Consider the following 21255-nt stretch of genomic DNA (forward strand, 5'->3'; position numbering starts at 1 on the left):
CCGCGTGGCGGCGTGAACATCCATTGCCCGCACCCTGCCGTATGAGGTATACGTGCGGTATGAATCCCACCGAAATCGTTCAGGCCTCGTCCTCGGAGGAGGCGGCGCGCAAGCTGCTGCTCGATATCTGCTGGGCGGGGGGGCGTCGCTTCTGTCCGCGCTGCGGCGGTGACAGGCTGTACGGTCTTTCAGGCGGGCGGCACCGTTGCGCCGGGTGCAAGTACACGTTTCAGGACTTCGCGGGGCGCTGGATCAATAACGGCGGGCTCCCTGCGGACGCATGGCTGCGGCTGGTGACCCTCTTCGCGGCGGAGGCGACAGCCCACCAGATGGCGGGCGAGCTCGGGCTTTCGTACAATGCCACCTACAAGGCCGTGACGACGTTACGTTTCGCCATTCTCGCCCATGCGCCCGACGCACGGCAGTTGCTTGGGCCGGAGACAGGGCTGGGGGCCTATCTCAAGGGGCGCAAGCTCACGGGACTGCCCTCGTCACACGGGCGCGGCCCCGTACCGGTCTTCGGCATACTCGAACGCAACGGATGGGTGTTCATCGACCTTGTCTCCGGTCTTTCGGCGGAGACGGTGTTCCACTTCAACCACAGCTTCCACCTGCGCATCGAACGGGCGGGTTACCTCGTTCACACGGCCCCCTACCGGCAGTACGACGCACTGGTGCTCTCCGGTGACGATTCACTACCCTACGAGTACATCCGCAAGGTGGAGACTCCCCCTTCGCAGCGGCGCGAGGGCGTCTTCACCCGTTACGCCGTGGAACGCATCAAGGCGTTCAAGGGCGTCTCGCCGCAGCGTTTCCCCCTGTATCTCAAGGAACTCGAGTTCCGGTACAACCACAGGGGCGAGGCCCTTGAACCGCTGCTGCTGCGCTACCTGTGCGACATGGTGCCCGACATGGAGTTCCGTCATCCCTGAGTCTTTCAGGTCGAAGCGCCTACCCGAAGCACACCGGCGAAGCACAGCGCGCTGAGCCTTCACGCATGGCATCTCCCGCTGAAGCCCCGGCATGAAGCCCTTCGCGAGAAGCCCCGAGGTCGTCTCAGACAAGGAACATCGCTCCGGACCCGCCCCGTCGTCTCATTCGGTACAGAACGGCCGAAGCGTAGCGGCGTAGAGGCGACCTTCGAGATATTTGGCGAGGGCTGCCACCGCGCGGTCGCATGAGCGGAACACCAGCACCCCTCCGGCCTCCAGACGTTCCACCAGCGGGTCGTACAGTGCCCCACCGTCCACCACGGCGATGACGGGCTTCGCGAGGCCCCGCACCGTTTCGGGCAGCAGCGTCGCGATGCTTCCCGGGGCATCCAGCGAATCGCCATCCCGCATGCCTGCGGGGAGTGTCTGCATGGCGGGCGAGAGGGGCACGACTCCTACCACCACGGCGTCCACACCGGGGTCGGCGGCAAGCAGGGACACGGTGCGGGCGTGCAGGGCATCGTCAGCCGCCGGATTGATGTCCAGCGGGTTGCGCACGTCCACCAGCCTGTCGAGTCTGTGCGCCGCCAGTTCATCACGGAGTTGCCGCGCCGTTTCGGGTGACAGGGTGGCCAGCCGCACCCTGAAATCGTCGCCGCTGATGCTGTCGGCCATGCCTACGGCCTCGAAGCCCGCCCCGCTGACGGCGGCGATGCGGTCGCCCCGCACGGTGACTCCGTGGAAATGCACGGCGAGGCGGTACAGGTCTTCGAATTCGGCGAAACTCTCCGCCACAAGGGCCCCCGCCTGTCGCACGCATGAGGTGCAGACCATGTAGTCGCCCGCCACCGAGGCCGTGTGCCCCGCCGTGGCGCTCTTGCCCTCGGGTGTGCGTCCCGCCTTGTAGAACACCACGTCGCGCCCGCAGGCCACGGCATCGCGCACGGCACGGCAGAATGAGAGCCCGTCGTCGTCGGCGAAGCCCTCCATGTAGACCGCCAGTACCCCAAGGTCGGGCACATCCTTGAACCATGTGAGCAGGTCGCCCGCCGTGAGGTCGGTCTGGTTGCCGATGGAGACGAGGTATGCCGGGTCGATGTGGTCGACCAGCCTGCTGACCCGCGTCACCAGAAACGCCCCGCTCTGGCTGATGAAGGCCGACCGTCCGCCCTGTCCCTGTGGCTTGGGGAGCTTGGCGTCGGGAATGAAGATGGTGTCGAACCTGCCGGGGCGCGAAAGCACGCCCAGCGAGTTGCCGCCAAGAAAGACCGGCCCGCCGCCCTGTGCGTGGGCTTCGTCGATGCGGGCGCGCACGGCCGCGGCACGCTCTTCGCTGCCTGCCTTCTCACCAAGTCCGCCGGGGATGAGCAATACCGCCTCGGCAAGGTCGTCCTCGACGAGACCGTCCACGATGGCAGGCACCTGTTCCGCACCCACGGCCACCACGAAGAGGTCGAGGCGACCCATGCCCTTGAGGTCGGGGGTGCAGCGCACGCCCGCCACCTCGTCGCACGAGGGGTGCACCACGACCACGTCGGAGGCGGGAAAGCCCGCCGCGAGGATGTTGTCGAGGATGGTGCGCCCGAAGTTGGCTCTCTTGTCGGAGACCCCGATGATGCCGATGCGTCTCGGGTGCACAAGCCCGGCGATGCGTTCGACGGGGCGCGGTGCACGGCGTGCGGCGGGGCGCGAGAAGCGGCACAGGCCGTCAAGCGGTACCATCTGGTAGTCGGTGAAGGCGAAGGGGTTGATCTCGAGTTCTTCGATGACGAAGGGTGCTGCCGGGTTCTCCGGCGAATAATGGCGTCCCATGGCGATGAAAGAGGCGACGCACTCCAGCAACTGGTCGTCGGAGACGATGCGCCCCTGCCCACGGGTGCGGCCCGCCAGTTTCTCGTAGGCGATGGTGCGCCGGAACAGGTCGAAGAACGTGTCGGCGTCGGTGAGTTCGACAGAGGCGGAGGCCACAGCCTGCCCCTTGCGGAACCGCTGGGCGTACAGTTCGGTATCCGTCCCGCCGAGACCCGCCGTGATGACCATGCCGAATTCGCGGGTGCGGCGCAGGCTCATGAGCAGTTCGTTGCCGAAGGCGGAAGAGTCGGGTGGCATGAACTGGCACATGAGCACGCCGCGCACGTCGCGTGCCACGGCTTCGCGCAGGGGGTCGCCCGTGAGCCCTGTATAGGCGGCCGGAGCCCCGCCGGGGTGGTGTTCGAGCCATGCGGCGAAACGCTCCGGCACCTCGTCGAGCATCCTGCGCCACGTCGAGCGTATCTTTCCGGGATGCTTGTCGATGATCTTCACGCCGCCCACGTCGGTCTTGTGCAGGATGGTGGGCGAGACGATCTTCATCACCACCTTGTCGCCGGGGAAGGCAAGAAGCTCTTCGTTGGAGGGGCGCGCACCCCGCGCCAGCAGGTTGACCAGCGGCACCGATTCCGCCCCCGAGTTGCGCAGGAGTTCGTAGGTCTCGTATTCCAGAAGGATGTCACGCCCCTCTCGGGCGGCTTCCTCGAAGCAGGCGTCGATGCGTTTCCAGTTGATGGCGGGCTGCATACGTTCCTCTCATGGACGGTATCGGGGAAGGGTGCGGCTTGCGCCTTCGGGGCGCGTACGGCGCGTCAGGTGGCATATCCTGCCATCGGCACAGGAGCAATACTGTAGCGGCGGCGCAATGCTTTCACAACGACGGAAGCGGGACTTTGTGCCATGTGAGCGCCTGACGCACCCTGTGAAGTGCCATACCGTGCGTAATTGGCGGTGTGTGTTAATTGTAACATATTGCAATCGTGCAGGAGTGTTCTTTGGGCAAGTGTCTGAACAGACACAAGATGCGTTGCTTTGTCACGGGGGGGCAGGGGGCATAGAACAGGTCATGGTCACAGAGGCGCGTCCGCCGGGGCGGCGCGCATGACGTACCGGGAGTGTTTCATGGATACATGCTGCAAGGCATCACTCAAGACCTGCGGGGCCTCGCCGCTCCCGTTCTCGGGTCTCGGACACGACCTCGCCCCCGTCAGGGCGCGGGCCATGCTGCTTGCCGTCGTTCCCGCACAGCAGCTGGATAGCCCGCCCCCCCGGGTCAGGCTCAAGGCGCATATGCCGCACGGCTATGCCCTTCATGTCATGTTCGGACGAGAGACACGGGGACGCTGAACCCCAGAGGAGGCACGATGACAGTCACACGCAGACATTTCCTCAAATTGAGCGCCGGGGCCGCCGTGGCAGGTGCTTTCACGGGGCTCGGACTCAGCCTCGCGCCCACGGTGGCGCGGGCCGAGTTGCAGAAACTCCAGTGGGCGAAACAGACCACATCCATATGCTGCTACTGTGCGGTGGGTTGCGGTCTCATCGTCCATACCGCCAAGGACGGACAGGGCCGCGCCGTGAACGTCGAGGGCGACCCCGACCATCCCATCAACGAAGGTTCGCTCTGTCCCAAGGGCGCATCCATCTTCCAGCTTGGCGAGAACGACCAGCGCGGCACGCAGCCGCTCTACCGCGCCCCCTTCAGTGATACATGGAAGCCGGTGACGTGGGACTTCGCCCTCACCGAGATCGCCAAGCGCATCAAGAAGACCCGTGACGCCTCGTTCACCGAGAAGAACGCGGCGGGTGATCTGGTCAACCGCACCGAGGCCATCGCCTCGTTCGGTTCGGCCGCCATGGACAACGAGGAGTGCTGGGCCTACGGGAACATCCTCCGCAGCCTCGGCCTGGTGTACATCGAGCACCAGGCGCGTATCTGACACAGCCCCACTGTACCGGCTCTGGCAGAGTCGTTCGGTCGCGGTGCAATGACGAATCACTGGAACGATCTCGCGAACAGTGATTGTATTCTCATCATGGGCAGCAATGCTGCCGAAAACCACCCCATCGCCTTCAAGTGGGTGCTGCGCGCCAAGGACAAGGGCGCCACGCTCATCCACGTGGACCCGCGCTTCACGCGCACCTCGGCACGTTGCGATGTCTACGCGCCCATCCGTAGCGGCGCGGACATCCCGTTCCTCGGCGGTCTCATCAAGTACATTCTCGACAACAAGCTCTATTTCACGGACTACGTGCGCGAGTACACCAACGCCTCGCTCATCGTGGGCGAGAAGTTCTCGTTCAAGGACGGGCTCTTCTCCGGCTACGACGCGGCGAACAAGAAGTACGACAAGAGCATGTGGGCCTTCGAACTCGATGCCAACGGCGTGCCCAAGCGCGACCCGGCACTCAAGCACCCGCGCTGCGTCATCAACCTGCTGAAGAAGCACTACGAGCGGTACAACCTCGACAAGGTCGCCGCCATCACCGGCACGTCGAAGGAACAGCTGCAGCAGGTCTACAAGGCCTACGCCGCCACCGGCAAGCCCGACAAGGCGGGCACCATCATGTACGCCATGGGCTGGACGCAGCACTCCGTCGGTGTGCAGAACATCCGCGCCATGGCCATGATACAGCTGCTGCTGGGCAACATCGGCGTGGCGGGGGGCGGCGTCAACGCGCTTCGCGGCGAGTCCAACGTGCAGGGTTCCACCGACCAGGGGCTGCTGGCCCACATCTGGCCCGGTTACAACCCCGTGCCCAACAGCAAGGCCGCCACGCTTGAGCTGTACAATGCCGCCACGCCCCAGTCCAAGGACCCCATGAGCGTCAACTGGTGGCAGAACAGGCCCAAGTATGTGGCCAGCTACCTCAAGGCGCTGTACCCGGACGAAGAACCCGCGGCGGCCTACGACTATCTGCCGCGCATCGACGCCGGCAGGAAGCTCACCGACTACTTCTGGCTGAACATCTTCGAGAAGATGGACAAGGGCGAGTTCAAGGGCCTTTTCGCGTGGGGCATGAACCCCGCCTGCGGCGGCGCCAACGCCAACAAGAACCGCAAGGCCATGGGCAAACTCGAATGGCTGGTCAACGTGAACCTCTTCGAGAACGAGACCAGTTCGTTCTGGAAGGGGCCGGGCATGAACCCCGCCGAGATAGGCACCGAGGTCTTCTTCCTGCCGTGCTGCGTCTCCATCGAGAAGGAAGGTTCGGTGGCGAACTCGGGCCGCTGGATGCAGTGGCGCTATCGCGGGCCCAAGCCCTACGCCGAGACCAAGCCCGACGGCGACATCATGCTCGACATGTTCAAGAAGGTGCGTGAGCTCTACGCCAAGGAAGGGGGAGCCTACCCCGCACCGATCGCGAAGCTGAACATCGCCGACTGGGAAGAGCACAACGAGTTCTCGCCCACCAAGGTGGCGAAACTCATGAACGGCTACTTCCTGAAGGATACCGAAGTGGGCGGCAAGCAGTTCAAGAAGGGCCAGCAGGTGCCCAGCTTCGCCTTCCTCACCGCCGACGGTTCGACCTGTTCGGGCAACTGGCTGCATGCCGGTTCGTTCACCGACGCGGGCAACCTGATGGCCCGCCGTGACAAGACCCAGACGCCGGAACAGGCGCGCATCGGCCTGTTCCCCAACTGGTCGTTCTGCTGGCCCGTCAACCGGCGCATCCTCTACAACCGTGCCTCCGTGGACAAGACCGGCAAGCCGTGGAATCCGGCCAAGGCCGTCATCGAATGGAAGGACGGCAAGTGGGTGGGCGACGTGGTGGACGGTGGCGGCGACCCCGGCACCAAGCATCCCTTCATCATGCAGACGCATGGCTTCGGCGCACTGTACGGCCCCGGTCGTGAAGAGGGTCCCTTCCCCGAGCATTACGAACCCCTCGAGTGCCCGGTGTCCAAGAACCCCTTCTCGAAGCAGCTGCACAACCCCGTGGCGTTCCAGATCGAAGGCGAGAAGAAGGCGGTGTGCGATCCGCGCTACCCCTTCATCGGCACGACCTATCGCGTCACGGAGCACTGGCAGACCGGCCTCATGACCCGCCGTTGCGCGTGGCTCGTCGAAGCCGAACCCCAGATCTTCTGCGAGATCAGCAAGGAACTGGCGAAGCTGCGCGGCATAGGCAACGGCGACACCGTCAAGGTGTCGAGCCTGCGCGGTGCGCTTGAAGCCGTCGCCATCGTCACGGAGCGCATCAGACCCTTCAAGATCGAAGGTGTCGATGTCCACATGGTGGGCCTGCCGTGGCATTACGGCTGGATGGTGCCGAAGAACGGCGGCGACACGGCCAACCTGCTGACCCCGTCTGCGGGCGACCCGAACACCGGCATTCCGGAAACCAAGGCGTTCATGGTGGACGTCCGCAAGGTCTAGGGAGGTAGGTCATGGGAAAGATGTTCTTCGTAGACCTGAGCCGCTGCACGGCGTGCCGCGGTTGTCAGATAGCCTGCAAGCAGTGGAAGAACCTGCCTGCCGAGGAGACTCGCAACACGGGGTCGCACCAGAACCCGCCAGACCTCTCCTATGTCACGCTCAAGACCGTGCGCTTCACCGAGAAGTCCCGCAAGGGACCGGGCATCGACTGGCTGTTCTTCCCCGAACAGTGCCGCCATTGCGTGGAACCCCCCTGCAAGGGGCAGGCGGATGTCGACCTCGAAGGGGCGGTGGTGAAGGACGAGACGACAGGAGCCGTGCTGTTCACTGAACTCACGGCCAAGGTGGATGGCGAGAGCGTGCGTTCGGCGTGCCCCTATGACATCCCGCGCATCGACCCGGTCACCAAGCGGCTGTCGAAGTGCGACATGTGCAATGACAGGGTACAGAACGGCCTGTTGCCTGCCTGCGTGAAGACCTGTCCTACCGGGACCATGAACTTCGGCGATGAGCAGGAGATGCTCGCCCTCGCCGAGAAGCGTCTTGCGGAAGTGAAGAAGACATACCCCGGTGCGGTGCTGGGCGACCCCAACGACGTGCGTGTGGTGTATCTCTTCACCCGTGATCCCAAGGACTTCTACGAACATGCGGTGGCCGACCTCGCGCCATCCATGATGACCCGGCAGCAACTGTTCGCACGGTTGTTCCGGCCACGTGCCTGACCTGCGAGATGACGCGGCGGCGGGTGGAGGGACCGGTAACGGTTGAAAACGCCCGCCCCGCATACGGCGGGAGAGACCGGGTGGCACAGGCACGAGTTGCCGCGACAGGGTTTCTGCCGAAGAAAGATGCCTGACACGTTCCGCTTCACGGCGGGAGTAAAGGCGACAAAACGCATCCCTGCCTCCGGCGCAAGCCAGAGGTTCAGCACCGCCCGGGGCGCAAGCCTCGGGCGGTGTCCTTTACGGAACGTCATTTGTGTATGCGGGGACGGGCGACCCTTGTGTGGCGGTGCGAAGACAGGCTATCGTGCATCAGCCTCCCGAAGACCCGTTGCGACCAGCAGCGTTGCGTGGCTGAAGCCAGCCCCGACCGGACAAGCCCGGCAGCTGACTTCATCGCGGCACGACCGGAGGATGTCCGGCACTCATGCCCGGCGAATCCGGCGAGAACCCGGGGGGCGGCATGTCCTCTGCAGACAAGGAGCAATCTGTGAAAGCCATAAGCATCATCGGATTCAAGAATTCCGGCAAGACCACGCTCACGGCACGCCTTGCCGATGCCATCGAGGCGCGCGGCCTTACGGTGGCCATCGCCAAGCATACCCATCACGGACTCGACAAGCCCGATACCGACACATCCAGACTGATGAAGCCGAAGCGGACAATCATCGGCGTGGGCGAGGACGAGTGCGCCGTGTTCTGGTCGACGCAACGTCATCTGGCCGACCTTCTCCCCCTCGTGAGGGCCGATGTGCTGCTGGTGGAGGGGGGCAAGAGCCTTGGCTGGTTGCCGCGCATCCTCTGCCTGCGCGAGGCGGACGAGGTGAAGGCGCTGGACAGGGGACTCGCCCTCGCCACGTGGGGGAAGGTGGGAGCACCGCCCCTGCCGCACTTCGGCGCAGACGAGATGGACGGTCTGGCGTCGCTGGTGCTGGAACGGGCCTTCCTGCTGCCGGGGCTCGATTGTGGCGCCTGCGGACAGGAGGATTGCGCCGGTCTCGGGCGTATGGTGGTCGCCGGGGACGCCACGCCGCAGGACTGCTGTTCGGTGGAGGGCGACCTCGCCATCACGGTCAACGGCCATGCCGTGGGTCTCAACCCTTTCGTCGAGCGCATCGTGGCGGGGGCCTTGCGAGGGATGCTCGCAGAGCTCAAGGGCTTCACCCCGGGCGGCGATGTCGTCATCCGGATGCCGCGCGGGTGACGCCGTGCCCGGAAAAATACCATGCCGGGGCTGGACAGCCTGCGTTGAACTGTTTACTTGTGCAATAGGCGTCTGATTGTACACTCAACGTGTACGGTTCCGCCTCCCCCTACGCCCGTCGCCCACACGACGGGTTGTGGAGTAGAGAACTCGCGACCACATCCCTTGGTCGCTTCATCTGCCGGTTCTCGCCTCTTTGCCCTCGGGGGCAGGGATGCCCACACCCCTGCCCCCTCCTTTTCAAGCCTGCCTCCACGCCTTGCCATGTCACCCGGTGGTCGGACCGGGTGATGTGGTGCGTCGTCCGTACCGCTGAAGCCCCGCGAGCATCCCGTATCCTTCACGGGGCGATGTGCCCGTGTGTGAGGGCTCGTACGTATTCTCTTCGTGGACCGCAGACTGATATTCGCTGGCCCGTTCTTTTCCTGCTTGCCACGACCAATCCTCCCCATTAGTGATAAGCACATTCATTTTGGAGGTTGCATGGATACACGATTACTTGTGGAATTGAGGGAGTATCTCGCCGTGGTCGGGCATGAACCCGGTAAACTGCGCCTCAAGGTCGACCTCGGGGTGCGCAACCATCCCGCTGCACGCAATCTTGGGGGTGCGGCGGGAGATGTGCCCGGTATCAGGGGCGTGCGCCTCAACATCTTCACGCAGTCGCTGACCATCGACTACGACCCGCAGGTCATCGCACCTGCATTGTTTGACGCCGTCTTTTCGGCAACGGATGGGGCGAGTCTTGAAGCAGCGGCACGTGCGCTGCATGAAGCGACCATCCGTGTATGATTCCAGAATAAAACGACTGGCATAGTCATGTGTGCACCGTGAGGGCCGTGTGGGACGCGGGAATATAATGTCCGCGTTATGGGCAGAGCGGTTAATAATGGAAAGAGCGGGGCGTCGCATCGTGACAGTCGATGGTGTCGATGTTCCCGTGTTCCGGGGACCATGCAACGGGTAGGGTGGGGTATGACGCTTGCCAGAAAGCTAATCGTCGGCTTCGGTGCAGTGCTGTTGCTGCTTGTGATCATGGGTGGCGTGTCGTTCAATGCGTTGTCGGAAGCGGTAGACGGCTTCTCGGACTACCGGCGCATGGCACGGGGCAGCAACCTTGCCGGTGACATCGTCGAACATGTGTTGCTGATGCGCGTGAATGCCGTTTCGTTCCATGCCAATGGTGAGGAAACGGCGGCCAAGGGGTTCGACAAATCGCGGCAGGACCTTGACGCCACGCTGACCAAGGCTGCCGAGACCATCAAGAATCCTGAACGCGCACGCCACGTGAAAGAGGCCCGGGACGCGTTCACCCAGTACGCGCAAGCGTTCGAGGCCATGCACAAGGTACAGGTCGAAGGCGAGCGTCAGAACGGCATCATGTTCGACCTTGGGCCGAAGATGCAGCAGGTGGTGCAGCGCATGCGCGAAGCCGCTGCACGCGATGTCGACCCTTCCCTGCGGGAGAAGGTCTCTGATATTGCCAGACTTCTCACCGAGACACGGCTCATGACGGCCCGTTTCATGGTCGTGCGCACACCGGAGACCTATGCCGCCGGCAAGGCGGGCGTTCCTGGGATCGAGTCCGTGCTTGGTCAGCTTCAGGCCGCAGGGGGACCCGGTCTGCGTGAAGGTGCGCACGAACTGGCGCAGCTGTTCCGTCAGTACATGGGAGCCTATGAAGTCATGGGCCCTGCCATGCTCAAGGCGGGAGACCTGTTCGACGGCGCACTGGCGACGCACGGGCCCGCCATCGCGGCATCGGCACTGGCCGTGCGCGAGTCGTATCTGCAGGAACAGAACGCCCTCGGGCCCAAGGTGCAGGCTGCCAACGACATGGCACGCATGGTCGTGGGCGTCCTCGTCGTCGTGGCCTTGCTGGTGGGCATCGGCACTGCATGGTTCCTCATCCGTTCGGTGCTGGCGCAGTTGGGGGCCGACCCTGCTGAACTTGCCGGAGTGGCCCGCCGCATCGCCGATGGCGACCTCACGGTGCCGTTCGCGGGTGAGCAGCAACGAGGGGTCTACGCCGACATGAAGCTCATGGCGGGCAACCTCGCCTCGGTCATCGGCGAAGTGCGTGGAGGTGCAGAGAACGTCGCCGCAGGTAGCGAACAGCTGTCCGCCTCGGCGGAGAGTCTCTCGCAGGGGGCAACGGAACAGGCGGCCTCCATCGAGGAGATATCGGCCTCCATGGAAGAGATGACGGCCAACATCCGCCAGAACATGGAGAACGCCCGCCAGACCGAGACCATCGCCGTGCAGGCTGCCGTGGACGCCGAGTCGGGCGGCAAGGCCGTGACCGAGACGGTGGTGGCCATGCGCGACATCGCCGACAAGATATCCATCATCGAGGAGATTGCCCGTCAGACCAACCTGCTGGCCCTCAACGCCGCCATCGAGGCTGCGCGTGCCGGTGAGCACGGCAAGGGCTTTGCCGTTGTCGCAGCCGAAGTCCGCAAGCTGGCGGAACGCAGCGGTGCTGCCGCTGCCGAGATAAGCGACCTTTCGGCTTCCAGTACCGCCGTTGCCGAACGCGCGGGCGAGATGCTCACCAAGATGGTGCCCGGCATCCGTCGCACGGCCGAACTTGTGCAGGAGATTGCCGCAGCCAGCAACGAGCAGAACGCCGGGGCCGAACAGGTGAACAAGGCCATCGCCCAGCTTGATCAGGTCATCCAGCAGAATGCTTCGGCGTCGGAGGAGATGGCTTCGACATCAGAGGAACTCTCCAGTCAGGCCGAGCAGCTGCAAGTGAGTGTGGGCCGTTTCAAGGTCTCCGATACGGATGCCCCGGCACGGCGCAGACCCGCTCCGGCACGCTCGGGGGCGGTCGCCCACCAGCCGGCCAGACCTGCGTCGGGGCGAAAGGGCGCAGGCGCTGTTTCGCTCGACCTTGACGGGGATGACGACAGTGATTTCGAACGGTACTGAACGTAGCGGCGGCCCGCAGGACGGGGCGCTCTTTCGGGGGAAACCATGAGCGAGACGGGTCAGTATCTCACCTTCACCCTTGGGGGAGAGGTCTTCGCCCTCGATATAGGCACGGTGCGCGAAGTGCTCGAACTCACCACCGTGACGCGCATACCACGTACACCGGAGTTCATGCGCGGGGTCATCAACCTGCGAGGCCGGGCCGTGCCGGTGCTGGAGTTGCGCCGCAAGTTCCAGATGCCCGTGGCTGCCGACACGGTGAACACGTGCATCATCATCGTCGAGGCACTTCTTGACGACGAACCCGCCATCATCGGTGCGCTGGTCGATTCCGTGCGCGAGGTCGTCGAGATTCCGGCGACGTCCATCGAGGCGGCACCGCGCCTCGGCACGGCAATCCGGCAGGACTTCATCAGGGGCATGGGGCGGCAGCATGAGGGGTTTGTCATCATCCTCGACGGCAACCGCATCTTCTCGGTCGATGAACTCACGGCAGCCGGAGAGGCCGCCGTACTCGACGCCGCACCGTCTTCGTCCGCGATGCCGGTGGAGGTGCAGACCGGGTGACGGAGATGCCTGCCGGTTCACGGGGTGGTCCGACGGGCTTCGTCGAGTCGCGTCCGGCCCCGGCGTGACCCTGCAGACACCTGCAGATGCCTGCGGATGCCGGGGAGACTTCAGCCTGCAGGATTGCCGGAGTATGGCCCGGGACACCATGCAAGGCAGGTGCACAGGTAAGATGCCCCTTGAGGCGTCTCCGGATGTTGGGGCGTATGGCGCATGTACCGGCTGGGGCGGCATGACGCGCAGGTGACCTCTGCACTCCGCAGGGCACTCGCCGCAGACACATGGCAGACGAGAAACGGCGGGAACAGCAGCCTTGGCTGATGTTCCCGCCGTATTCCGTTTCCGGTGCAGGGGGGGGGCTAACTGCCCAGCACGGCCTGTCGTACGAGACCCGCCGCGATACCCCACACCATGAGGCAGACGAGGCCATCGAGTACGCGCCATGCCGAGGCGTTGCGAAAGACCGGCGCCATGGCCCGCCCGCCGAGGCTCAACGTGCAGAACCACAGGATGGATGCGGTGACGGCACCCGCACCGAAGAGATAGCGCCCGTCACCCTCGAATGTGGTGCTGATGCCGCCCAGAAGGACGACGGTGTCGAGGTATGCATGGGGGTTGAGCAGCGAGACGGCCAGCGCGCTGACGACTGCGGCCCTCAACGGCAGACTGCGTTCCTCGTGGGCGTCGAGTGAACCGCCGCGCAAGGCCGAACGGAAGGCGTTGAAGCCGAACCAGAGAAGAAATGCCGCCCCGCCCCATGTGGCGATGGCCCGCAGCAGCGGGTTGGCGGTGAACACCGCCCCCATGCCCAGTACGCCGATGGATATGAGCAGGCAGTCGCAGACGATGCAGATGGCGGCGACCGACATGTGGTGGTTGCGCCGGATGCTCTGGGAGAGGACGAAGGCGTTCTGTGCGCCTATGGCCATGATGAGGCTCGCTCCCATGCCGAGCCCTTGCAGGTAGGGTGATATGTACATCGCAGGTTCCTCCGTGGTGTGCCCCTGTGTATGCTGCCCTTGAAGATAAGTGAAATTAATGTTTGAACGATGTCGTTAGTGTTGCTAATGAGTGTCCATGTACGATTACCGACAGGTCGAAGCCGTGGCGGCGGTGGTGCTGGAAGGCAGTTTCGAGAAGGCGGCGGCACGGCTGCACATCACGCAATCGGCGGTCTCACAGCGGGTCAAGGCCCTCGAGGACTCCTTGGGGCGGATGCTGGTGGTGCGCGCCAGCCCTGTGCGGGCCACGGATGAGGGGCAGCGCATCGTCGAGCACTACCTGAAGGTGGGGCAGCTTGAGGCGGACCTCGGGGCCTCGCTGGTGACGGACAGGCCGGCGGCATGGACGACCCTGCCCGTAGCCATCAATGCCGACTCGCTGGCCACGTGGTTCCTTGATGCCGTGGGGCCGTTGCTGCGGCGCGAGAGGGTGCTTCTCGACATCGTGACCGAAGACCAGGAGCATACCTACAGGTTGCTGCGCGAGGGACGTGTGGCGGCGTGCATCACCACGCGTGCCGACCCCGTACAGGGATGGCGTAGTCTTGCGCTGGGCGATATGCCATCCCTCTGTCTGGCCACGCCGGAGTTCGCCGCCCGCTGGTTTTCCGAGGGGCTGACGCCTGCTGCGGTGCGCGAGGCACCGGCGGTGCTCTACAATCGCAAAGACTCTCTCCACCACCGGTTCCTTTCCGACCTGTTCGAGGAAGAGGTCGATTTCCCTGCCCACTATGTGCCGTCGTCCGAGCGTTTCGTGGACGTCCTTGCCGGAGGGTTCGCCTACGGTATCGTCCCTGCGTTGCAGGCTGAACGTCACCTTGCCGACGGCGTGCTGTGCGACCTCGCACCGGGGCGTGCCGTCTCGGTTCACCTGTACTGGCATTGCTGGAGCCTCACGACGCGCTTCGTGGAGGAACTGACCGAGAATGTGGTGAGCCACGCCCGGGCGGTCCTCGGCTGGCGTGTGCCTGCCCGGTGAAGGTTCCCGAAGCGCTGTTGACGGGGGGCCCCCGGCATTCTGCCTGCAGGGGGTTGCAAAGGCGCAACCTCGCCATATGGTATGGTTTGGAGTACCCTATGCAGCAGTGTGCCGGACGATTTCCGGCCGCACCTGACAAACAGGAGAAAAACCATGCACTACGACCTTCTCGTCCATGTGGACAGCGACGACGCGGCTGTCCTCGGCCTTGCCCTTGCCAACATCGTCAACTATCGCGCAGCATTGCCGCAGGATCAGTTCCATGTGGTGCTGGTGGCAAACGGCCCTGCCGTGAAACAGTTCGTCCTTCAGGAACAGACGCACGCGCCCGTCATCGCAGACCTGCATGCCGCAGGGGTGTCGTTCCGCATGTGCAATAACGCCCTCACCAAGTTCGGCATCGCCCCCGAGACGTTGCAGACGGCCTGCGAGGTCGTGCCCGCAGGGGTGGTGGAGGTCGTCGACCTGCAGCGCAAGGGCTATGCCTACATAAAGCCCTAGGCCGGGGGGCGCTGAAGCGCCTTTACAAGGTGCGGAACAGGCAGTAGCTAGTGTTCGCCTGCGATCGTTGGCAGTGGCACCGCACAGTGCCGCTGCCGACCATCCGCATGGGGCCGTACCCCGCCTGCCACAGGCATTCAGGGTGCAACGGAGATGTGCATGACCATTCGCGCACTTGTCGTCGACGACGAACGCCCGGCCCGAGACGAACTCGTCTACCTGCTTTCGGCGCATGCCGATGTGGAGACGATGGAAGCCGCATCGGCAGGCGAGGCGTTGTCGCTCATTGCCAGCCATCATCCCGACCTCGTGTTCCAGGACATCGAGATGCCGGGGCGGGGCGGCTTCGACGTGTTACAGGCCGCGTCGCTGATGACGAACCCGCCTGTGTTCGTCTTCGTCACCGCCTTCGACCAGCACGCCATACGCGCCTTCGACGAGAATGCGGCGGATTATCTCCTGAAGCCCGTGGCCCCCGAACGTCTCGCCCGCTGTCTCGAACGTGTGCGCCAGCGTCTCGCCCCCGATGGCGGTAGCACGCAGGTCGAGGACATGATGGACAGGCTGCTGGCGCGCATAGGGCGCGAGCGTCCGCTACCGCGAATCGCCGTGGAACAGGGCGGGCGCATCCACCTTGTGCCGACGCCGGAGGTCGTGCTCATCGAGGCGGAGGAGAAGCGCATCGCCGTCGTGACCGAGGCTGGTCGTTTCACCTGCCACGGTGCCCAGAGTCTTGCGCGTATCGAAGACCGTCTTGCCGGTCAGCCCTTCTTCAGGGCCAATCGGGCCGTGCTGGTCAATCTTGAGCGGGTTGCCGAGTTCTCGCCGTGGTATAACGGCAAATACCATCTGGTCATGAACGACAGCGAGCGCACCGGCGTGACTGTCAGCCGCAACCGGGTGCGCGACTTCAAGCAGGCCCTCGGGGTCTGAGGCGCGTGCATCGTCAGATGTTCAGTTGAGGCGGAGATGGCACGGGCTTGACGCCCCCGCTTCGTGGTTTCATCGTTTTTTTCTTCGCAGGTGGCTTCATGCAGCCGGTTCCGTATATCCCCCCCATGTTCATAACGCTCTCCGAGCGTTTCGGCCTGCTTCTGGCGGGTGGTTTCGCCATCATGACCCTCGCCCCGCTGGACAAACTCGGGCCGGGGCGCACACGTTCGTGGCGGGCCACGGCGTTGCTGGTGGTGCTGTTCTCGCTGTTCACCATCCTTGGCACCTACAACGGCAACATCGTGTTCCAGTCGTTCGCCAACCTGCGCGCCATGGGGGCGGTGACGGCGGGGCTTTTCGGCGGTCCGATGGTGGGCGCGCTGACCGGGCTCATCGCCGGAGGGCATCGCTACTTCATCGACGTGGGCGGGTTCAGTGCCGTGCCGTGCGGGCTCGCAACCTTTCTGGAGGGACTTGCCGCAGGGCTCTTCGCGTGGCGTTTTCCCTCCCGCAGCCTCGACTGGGGCACTGCCATGACCTTCGCCGCCGTGGGTGAGGCTGTGCACATGTGCCTTGTTCTCGGGCTGGCACGCCCCTATGCTCAAGCGGTCGACCTCGTGGAGGTCATCGGGCTGCCCATGATATTGCTCAATGGCGTGGGGGCGGCCATCTTCGTGCAGGCGTTGCGCATGCAGATGCACTTCCGGGACCTGCGCGACTCGTCGCAGGCGCGGCAGATACTCTCCATCGCCAACCGCACGCTCCCGCACCTGCGCGCGGGCTTGAGCGCCGCCTCCGCACGGGCCACAGCCGAGATCATCCTCGACGAGACACGGGTGGCTGCCGTGGCTCTCACCAGCAACGACATGGTGATGGCGCACGTGGGTGCGGCCTCCGACCACCACAGGGCCGGGCATTCCGTGTGCACGCAGGCGACACGCCGGGTGGCCACGGATGGCATTCCGCTCTTCGTGACGGGGCATGACGAAATAGGCTGCCAGCTTGAGGCATGCCCGCTGTGCAGTGCCATCATCGTGCCCCTGCGCAAGGGCGATACCATCCTCGGCTGTCTCAAACTCTACGGAACCAAGGACAGACCGCTCGACCAGACGCTGTTCGAACTGGCCAAGGGACTTGCCGACCTGTTCGCCACGCAGATCGAACTCGAAGACATCGGTATCAAGAACCAGTTGCTCGCCCGGGCGGAGATCCGCCGGTTACAGGCGCAGATCAACCCGCACTTTCTCTTCAATTCGCTGAACACGGTGGCCTCGTTCTGCCGGACGGCACCGGGACAGGCTCGCGAGCTCATTCTCGACCTTGCCCGCTACATGCGACGCAACCTCGATACCAGCCGTGAAGCCATCCATCTTGCCGAAGAGGTGGAGCAGATTCGCGCCTACCTCGTCATCGAGAAGGCCCGTTTCGGAGAGCGCATCCGCGCCGTCATCGACATCGACCCCGAGACGGAACACTGCCTCGTTCCGCCCCTGCTCATTCAGCCGCTGGTGGAGAACAGTGTGCGTCACGGCATCCTCGGCAACGAGGAGGGGGGCGTTGTGCGCCTTGCCACGAGCATGGAAGACGGCCACGTGGTCGTGGTTGTCGAGGATGACGGCGCAGGTATGCCCGAGTCCACGCGGCAGGGTATCCTCAACGGTACGCCTGTCACGGCCCATGGCGAAGGCATCGGTGCGAGCAACTGCAACCAGCGTCTCGTGCAGTTGTACGGGCCCGCCTACGCCCTCTCCATCGACAGCGCCCCCGGCATGGGAACGCGCATCACCTTCCGCGTTCCCGCCTCGACCGACGCCGAGGTGTTCGCCTCGGCAGCTGCCTGAAGTGCTGCCCGCAGGGCAGCTTTTTGGGAGCATCCGTCCTGATGCATTTCGGCATGCGCCCGCAACGACTCACCCGGCAAAAGTGACGTTTCGGTCTTTTGCCGATGGTTGTGTTAACTGCAACTCATTAAGAAGGAGGTAACAAACAACAGCCACGGTGCGTCAGGGGAGACGGGCGACGCCGGGCACCAGAGGAGGGTGACATGCCATCAATGATGTATTTCTTCTTGAGCGTCGCTGCGCTCATCGGCGGGTACATGGTCTACAGCCGTGTCGTCGAACGCATGTTCGGCGTCGACAACTGCAAGGCCACACCAGCCTGCACCATGGCAGACGGCGTCGACTATGTGAAACTGCCTCCCAGCAAGATCTTTCTCATCCAGTTGCTGAACATCGCAGGCCTAGGCCCGGTGTTCGGCCCCATTCTCGGTGCGTTGTACGGGCCATGGGCGCTGGTCTGGATCGTACTCGGCTCCATCTTCGCGGGGGGCGTGCACGACTACTTCTCGGGGATGCTGTCGGTGCGCTACGAGGGCAAGTCCGTGCCCGACATCGTGGGCTACAACCTCGGCAACGGCTTCAAGCAGTTCATGCGCTTCTTCTCGGTCGTGCTTCTGCTGCTGGTGGGCGTGGTCTTCGTCACCGGCCCCGCCAAGCTGCTCGCCAACCTGACCGACATGACGCTGATGACATGGGTCATCATCATCTTCGCCTACTACTTCCTCGCCACGGTTCTGCCCATCGACCAGATCATCGGCCGTATCTACCCGCTCTTTGCGGTCATCCTCGTCATCATGGCCGTGGGTCTCACTGGGGCGATGATCGTGAAGGGCTACGAGTTCTATCCCTCTGCCCATTTCGTGAACCAGCATCCCACGGGGCTGCCCCTGTGGCCGCTGATGTTCATCACCATCGCCTGCGGCGCCATCTCGGGCTTCCACGCCACGCAGTCGCCCATGATGGCGCGCTGCGTGCCTGACGAGAACTGCGGTCGTCCCATCTTCTACGGTTCGATGATCGCCGAAGGCGTCATCGCCCTCATCTGGGCGACGCTGGGCATGAGCTTCTACCCCACCCCCGAGGCGCTCAACGCCGCCATCGCCGCCGGTGGCCCCGGCAAGGTCGTCAATGACGTGTCCATGACGCTCATGGGCCCGGTGGGCGGCATCCTCGCCATCCTCGGCGTGGTCGTGTTGCCTGTCACCTCCGGCGACACGGCGTTCCGCTCGGCCCGCCTGACCATCGCCGACGTGCTGAACTTCTCGCAGAAGGGCAACGGTGCCCGTCTGATGATCGCACTGCCACTGTTCGTCATCGGTGCGGTGCTGTCGCAGGTGAACTTCGACATCATCTGGCGCTACTTCGGCTGGGCCAACCAGACGCTGGCGACCATCGTACTGTGGGCGTCTGCGGCCTACCTCGTGCGTCGCGGCATGCTCCACTGGATTGCCAGCGTGCCCGCCACGTTCATGACGTGCGTGTGCGTGACGTACATCTGCTACGCCAAGATCGGCCTGAACATCCCGCTGGACATCTCCACGTGGATAGGCATCGCCGCCGCGGTGGGTTCGTTGGGCCTCTTCCTCGTGAAGCGTCCGGCGTTCGCGGCGAATCCCGTCGCCTAGACGCTTCGCTATCCGTTCCGACAGGACGCCCCGCCTCGCCGCGGGGCGTCCTTTTTTCCATGCAATCCCGCCTTGGCCTTCATCTCATGCGTCAGGTCCAACAGCGGCGAAGGGGTGTCTCCCCGCCCGACCTCTACCGGGGTATGCGCGATGTCGCTTGTTGCGTGATGCATTTCACCCCTAGGAAACGACGCTTCATCCCGAAGAAACGACATCAGGGCCCTTGCGGGGTGTCACTGTGATGTTTTTTTCATTAAACAATATTTAATGAACGGGTGTCATGCGTGCATTCTTTACCATTACGCATGGTTATGAAGGAGGGATTCATGCCGTCAATGATGTATTTTTTTCTGAGCGTGGCAGCGCTCATCGGCGGGTACATGGTCTACAGCCGTGTCGTCGAGCGTCTGTTCGGCGTAGACAACTGCAAGGCGACCCCGGCTTGCACCATGGCCGACGGGGTGGACTATGTGAAACTGCCGCCCAGCAAGGTGTTCCTCATCCAGTTGCTGAACATCGCGGGCCTCGGCCCGGTGTTCGGCCCCATCCTCGGCGCCCTGTACGGCCCGTGGGCTCTGGTGTGGATCGTGCTCGGCTCCATCTTCGCGGGGGGTGTGCACGACTATTTTTCGGGGATGCTGTCGGTACGCTACGAGGGCAAGTCCGTGCCCGACATCGTAGGCTACAACCTCGGCAACGGCTTCAAGCAGTTCATGCGCTTCTTCTCGGTGCTGCTGCTTCTGCTGGTGGGTGTGGTCTTCGTCACCGGCCCCGCCAAGCTGCTTGCCAGCATGACCGACCTCAACCTGCTCACGTGGGTCGTCATCATCTTCGCCTACTACTTCCTCGCCACCGTTCTGCCCGTGGACAAGATCATCGGCCGTATCTATCCGCTCTTCGCCATCATCCTCGTGGTCATGGCCGTGGGTCTCACCGGTGCGATGATCGTGAAGGGCTACGAGTTCTACCCCGCGGCCCATTTCGTGAACCAGCACCCCACGGGTCTGCCCCTGTGGCCGCTGATGTTCATCACCATCGCCTGCGGCGCCATCTCGGGCTTCCACGCCACGCAGTCGCCCATGATGGCGCGCTGCGTGCCTGACGAGAACTGCGGTCGTCCCATCTTCTACGGTTCGATGATCGCCGAAGGCGTCATCGCCCTCATCTGGGCGACGCTGGGCATGAGCTTCTACCCCACCCCCGAGGCGCTCAACGCCGCCATCGCCGCCGGTGGCCCCGGCAAGGTCGTCAATGACGTGGCCATGACGCTCATGGGCCCGGTGGGCGGCGTCCTCGCCATCCTCGGCGTGGTCGTGCTGCCTGTCACTTCCGGCGACACGGCCTTCCGTTCGGCCCGCCTGACCATCGCCGACGTGCTGAACTTCTCGCAGAAGGGCAACGGTGCCCGCCTGATGATCGCACTGCCGCTGTTCGTCATCGGTGCGGTGCTGTCGCAGGTGAACTTCGACATCATCTGGCGCTACTTCGGCTGGGCCAACCAGACGCTGGCGACCATCGTGCTGTGGGCGTCTGCGGCCTACCTCGTGCGTCGCGGCATGTTCCACTGGATAGCCAGCGTGCCCGCCACGTTCATGACGTGCGTGTGCGTGACGTACATCTGCTACGCCAAGATCGGTCTGAACATCCCGCTGGACATCTCCACGTGGATAGGCATCGCCGCCGCGGTGGGTTCGCTGGGCCTCTTCCTCGTGAAGCGTCCGGTGTTCGCGGCGAATCCCGTAGCCTAGACGCTATCCACCTCGAATGAACCTGACGCCCCGCTGCAAAGCGGGGCGTTCGCTTTTTACGGAGACGGGGCCATACT

16 protein-coding genes are annotated in these 21255 nt (G+C 64.0%); 14 read left to right on the plus strand and 2 right to left on the minus strand.

The window, feature by feature from the left end:
• Positions 1–59 precede the first annotated feature (59 nt).
• On the plus strand, positions 60–932 hold the full coding sequence (locus DVU_RS02790; protein WP_011792819.1) for a transposase: 873 nt from the start codon (positions 60–62) through the stop codon (positions 930–932).
• A gap of 162 nt (positions 933–1094) precedes the next feature.
• Here the strand turns inward: DVU_RS02790 and DVU_RS02795 are convergent, their stop codons facing one another.
• Positions 1095–3488, minus strand: coding sequence for an acetate--CoA ligase family protein (locus DVU_RS02795; protein ID WP_010937888.1), 2394 nt, complete (start codon positions 3486–3488; stop codon positions 1095–1097).
• A 375-nt stretch (positions 3489–3863) separates the two neighbouring features.
• Here DVU_RS02795 and DVU_RS02800 point away from each other — a divergent pair, with 375 nt between their 5' ends.
• The 7 genes from DVU_RS02800 (at position 3864) to DVU_RS02830 (ending at position 12550) form a co-directional block, all read left to right on the plus strand.
• Positions 3864–4088: a hypothetical protein gene (locus DVU_RS02800; protein ID WP_010937889.1), complete on the plus strand. Its 225-nt coding sequence runs from the start codon at positions 3864–3866 to the stop codon at positions 4086–4088.
• Positions 4089–4105: 17 nt separating this feature from the next.
• A complete protein-coding gene (gene fdnG / locus DVU_RS02805) occupies positions 4106–7123 on the plus strand; it encodes a formate dehydrogenase-N subunit alpha (protein WP_010937890.1) in 3018 nt (1005 codons plus the stop codon).
• An 11-nt stretch (positions 7124–7134) separates the two neighbouring features.
• The gene (locus DVU_RS02810) at positions 7135–7845 is read left to right on the plus strand and encodes a 4Fe-4S dicluster domain-containing protein (RefSeq protein ID WP_010937891.1); all 711 of its coding nucleotides are present in this window, start codon (positions 7135–7137) and stop codon (positions 7843–7845) included.
• A 463-nt stretch (positions 7846–8308) separates the two neighbouring features.
• Entirely contained in the window at positions 8309–9049 is a 741-nt protein-coding gene (locus DVU_RS02815; protein WP_010937892.1) for a molybdopterin-guanine dinucleotide biosynthesis protein MobB, read from the plus strand.
• Positions 9050–9532: 483 nt separating this feature from the next.
• Positions 9533–9841 (plus strand): hypothetical protein, encoded by a 309-nt coding sequence (locus DVU_RS02820; RefSeq protein WP_011792814.1) that lies wholly within the window; start codon positions 9533–9535, stop codon positions 9839–9841.
• A gap of 183 nt (positions 9842–10024) precedes the next feature.
• Entirely contained in the window at positions 10025–11983 is a 1959-nt protein-coding gene (locus DVU_RS02825) for a HAMP domain-containing methyl-accepting chemotaxis protein (protein ID WP_010937894.1), read from the plus strand.
• Between the two features lie 45 nt (positions 11984–12028).
• Positions 12029–12550 (plus strand): chemotaxis protein CheW, encoded by a 522-nt coding sequence (locus DVU_RS02830; RefSeq protein WP_010937895.1) that lies wholly within the window; start codon positions 12029–12031, stop codon positions 12548–12550.
• 359 nt (positions 12551–12909) lie between these two features.
• Here DVU_RS02830 and DVU_RS02835 read toward each other — a convergent pair whose 3' ends face one another.
• On the minus strand, positions 12910–13530 hold the full coding sequence (locus DVU_RS02835; RefSeq protein ID WP_010937896.1) for a LysE/ArgO family amino acid transporter: 621 nt from the start codon (positions 13528–13530) through the stop codon (positions 12910–12912).
• A gap of 97 nt (positions 13531–13627) precedes the next feature.
• Between DVU_RS02835 and DVU_RS02840 the strand changes: the two genes are divergently transcribed.
• The 6 genes from DVU_RS02840 (at position 13628) to DVU_RS02865 (ending at position 21178) form a co-directional block, all read left to right on the plus strand.
• The gene (locus tag DVU_RS02840) at positions 13628–14530 is read left to right on the plus strand and encodes an ArgP/LysG family DNA-binding transcriptional regulator (RefSeq protein WP_010937897.1); all 903 of its coding nucleotides are present in this window, start codon (positions 13628–13630) and stop codon (positions 14528–14530) included.
• Between the two features lie 153 nt (positions 14531–14683).
• Positions 14684–15031 carry a DsrE family protein gene (locus DVU_RS02845; protein WP_010937898.1) on the plus strand — a complete coding sequence of 116 codons (348 nt, stop codon included), beginning with the start codon at positions 14684–14686 and terminating at the stop codon, positions 15029–15031.
• Between the two features lie 159 nt (positions 15032–15190).
• Complete coding sequence (locus DVU_RS02850) at positions 15191–15964, plus strand: LytR/AlgR family response regulator transcription factor (RefSeq protein ID WP_010937899.1); 774 nt, start codon at positions 15191–15193, stop codon at positions 15962–15964.
• A 98-nt stretch (positions 15965–16062) separates the two neighbouring features.
• Positions 16063–17805 carry a LytS/YhcK type 5TM receptor domain-containing protein gene (locus tag DVU_RS02855; protein ID WP_014524255.1) on the plus strand — a complete coding sequence of 581 codons (1743 nt, stop codon included), beginning with the start codon at positions 16063–16065 and terminating at the stop codon, positions 17803–17805.
• A 203-nt stretch (positions 17806–18008) separates the two neighbouring features.
• Entirely contained in the window at positions 18009–19430 is a 1422-nt protein-coding gene (locus DVU_RS02860; RefSeq protein ID WP_010937901.1) for a carbon starvation CstA family protein, read from the plus strand.
• 326 nt (positions 19431–19756) lie between these two features.
• A complete protein-coding gene (locus tag DVU_RS02865) occupies positions 19757–21178 on the plus strand; it encodes a carbon starvation CstA family protein (RefSeq protein WP_010937902.1) in 1422 nt (473 codons plus the stop codon).
• The last annotated feature ends 77 nt before the right edge of the window (positions 21179–21255 follow it).

It is taken from the genome of Nitratidesulfovibrio vulgaris str. Hildenborough, assembly GCF_000195755.1.
In the GTDB taxonomy this organism is placed as follows: Bacteria; Desulfobacterota; Desulfovibrionia; order Desulfovibrionales; family Desulfovibrionaceae; genus Nitratidesulfovibrio; species Nitratidesulfovibrio vulgaris.

Excerpts from the sequence above, each read along its gene's own strand:
- DVU_RS02790 (WP_011792819.1), top strand. The coding sequence starts at position 60 with ATGAATCCCACCGAAATCGTTCAGGCCTCGTCCTCGGAGGAGGCGGCG.
- DVU_RS02795 (WP_010937888.1), bottom strand. The coding sequence starts at position 3,488 with ATGCAGCCCGCCATCAACTGGAAACGCATCGACGCCTGCTTCGAGGAA.
- DVU_RS02800 (WP_010937889.1), top strand. The coding sequence starts at position 3,864 with ATGGATACATGCTGCAAGGCATCACTCAAGACCTGCGGGGCCTCGCCG.
- DVU_RS02810 (WP_010937891.1), top strand. The coding sequence starts at position 7,135 with ATGGGAAAGATGTTCTTCGTAGACCTGAGCCGCTGCACGGCGTGCCGC.
- DVU_RS02815 (WP_010937892.1), top strand. The coding sequence starts at position 8,309 with ATGTCCTCTGCAGACAAGGAGCAATCTGTGAAAGCCATAAGCATCATC.
- DVU_RS02820 (WP_011792814.1), top strand. The coding sequence starts at position 9,533 with ATGGATACACGATTACTTGTGGAATTGAGGGAGTATCTCGCCGTGGTC.
- DVU_RS02825 (WP_010937894.1), top strand. The coding sequence starts at position 10,025 with ATGACGCTTGCCAGAAAGCTAATCGTCGGCTTCGGTGCAGTGCTGTTG.
- DVU_RS02830 (WP_010937895.1), top strand. The coding sequence starts at position 12,029 with ATGAGCGAGACGGGTCAGTATCTCACCTTCACCCTTGGGGGAGAGGTC.
- DVU_RS02835 (WP_010937896.1), bottom strand. The coding sequence starts at position 13,530 with ATGTACATATCACCCTACCTGCAAGGGCTCGGCATGGGAGCGAGCCTC.
- DVU_RS02840 (WP_010937897.1), top strand. The coding sequence starts at position 13,628 with ATGTACGATTACCGACAGGTCGAAGCCGTGGCGGCGGTGGTGCTGGAA.
- DVU_RS02845 (WP_010937898.1), top strand. The coding sequence starts at position 14,684 with ATGCACTACGACCTTCTCGTCCATGTGGACAGCGACGACGCGGCTGTC.
- DVU_RS02850 (WP_010937899.1), top strand. The coding sequence starts at position 15,191 with ATGACCATTCGCGCACTTGTCGTCGACGACGAACGCCCGGCCCGAGAC.
- DVU_RS02855 (WP_014524255.1), top strand. The coding sequence starts at position 16,063 with ATGCAGCCGGTTCCGTATATCCCCCCCATGTTCATAACGCTCTCCGAG.
- DVU_RS02860 (WP_010937901.1), top strand. The coding sequence starts at position 18,009 with ATGCCATCAATGATGTATTTCTTCTTGAGCGTCGCTGCGCTCATCGGC.
- DVU_RS02865 (WP_010937902.1), top strand. The coding sequence starts at position 19,757 with ATGCCGTCAATGATGTATTTTTTTCTGAGCGTGGCAGCGCTCATCGGC.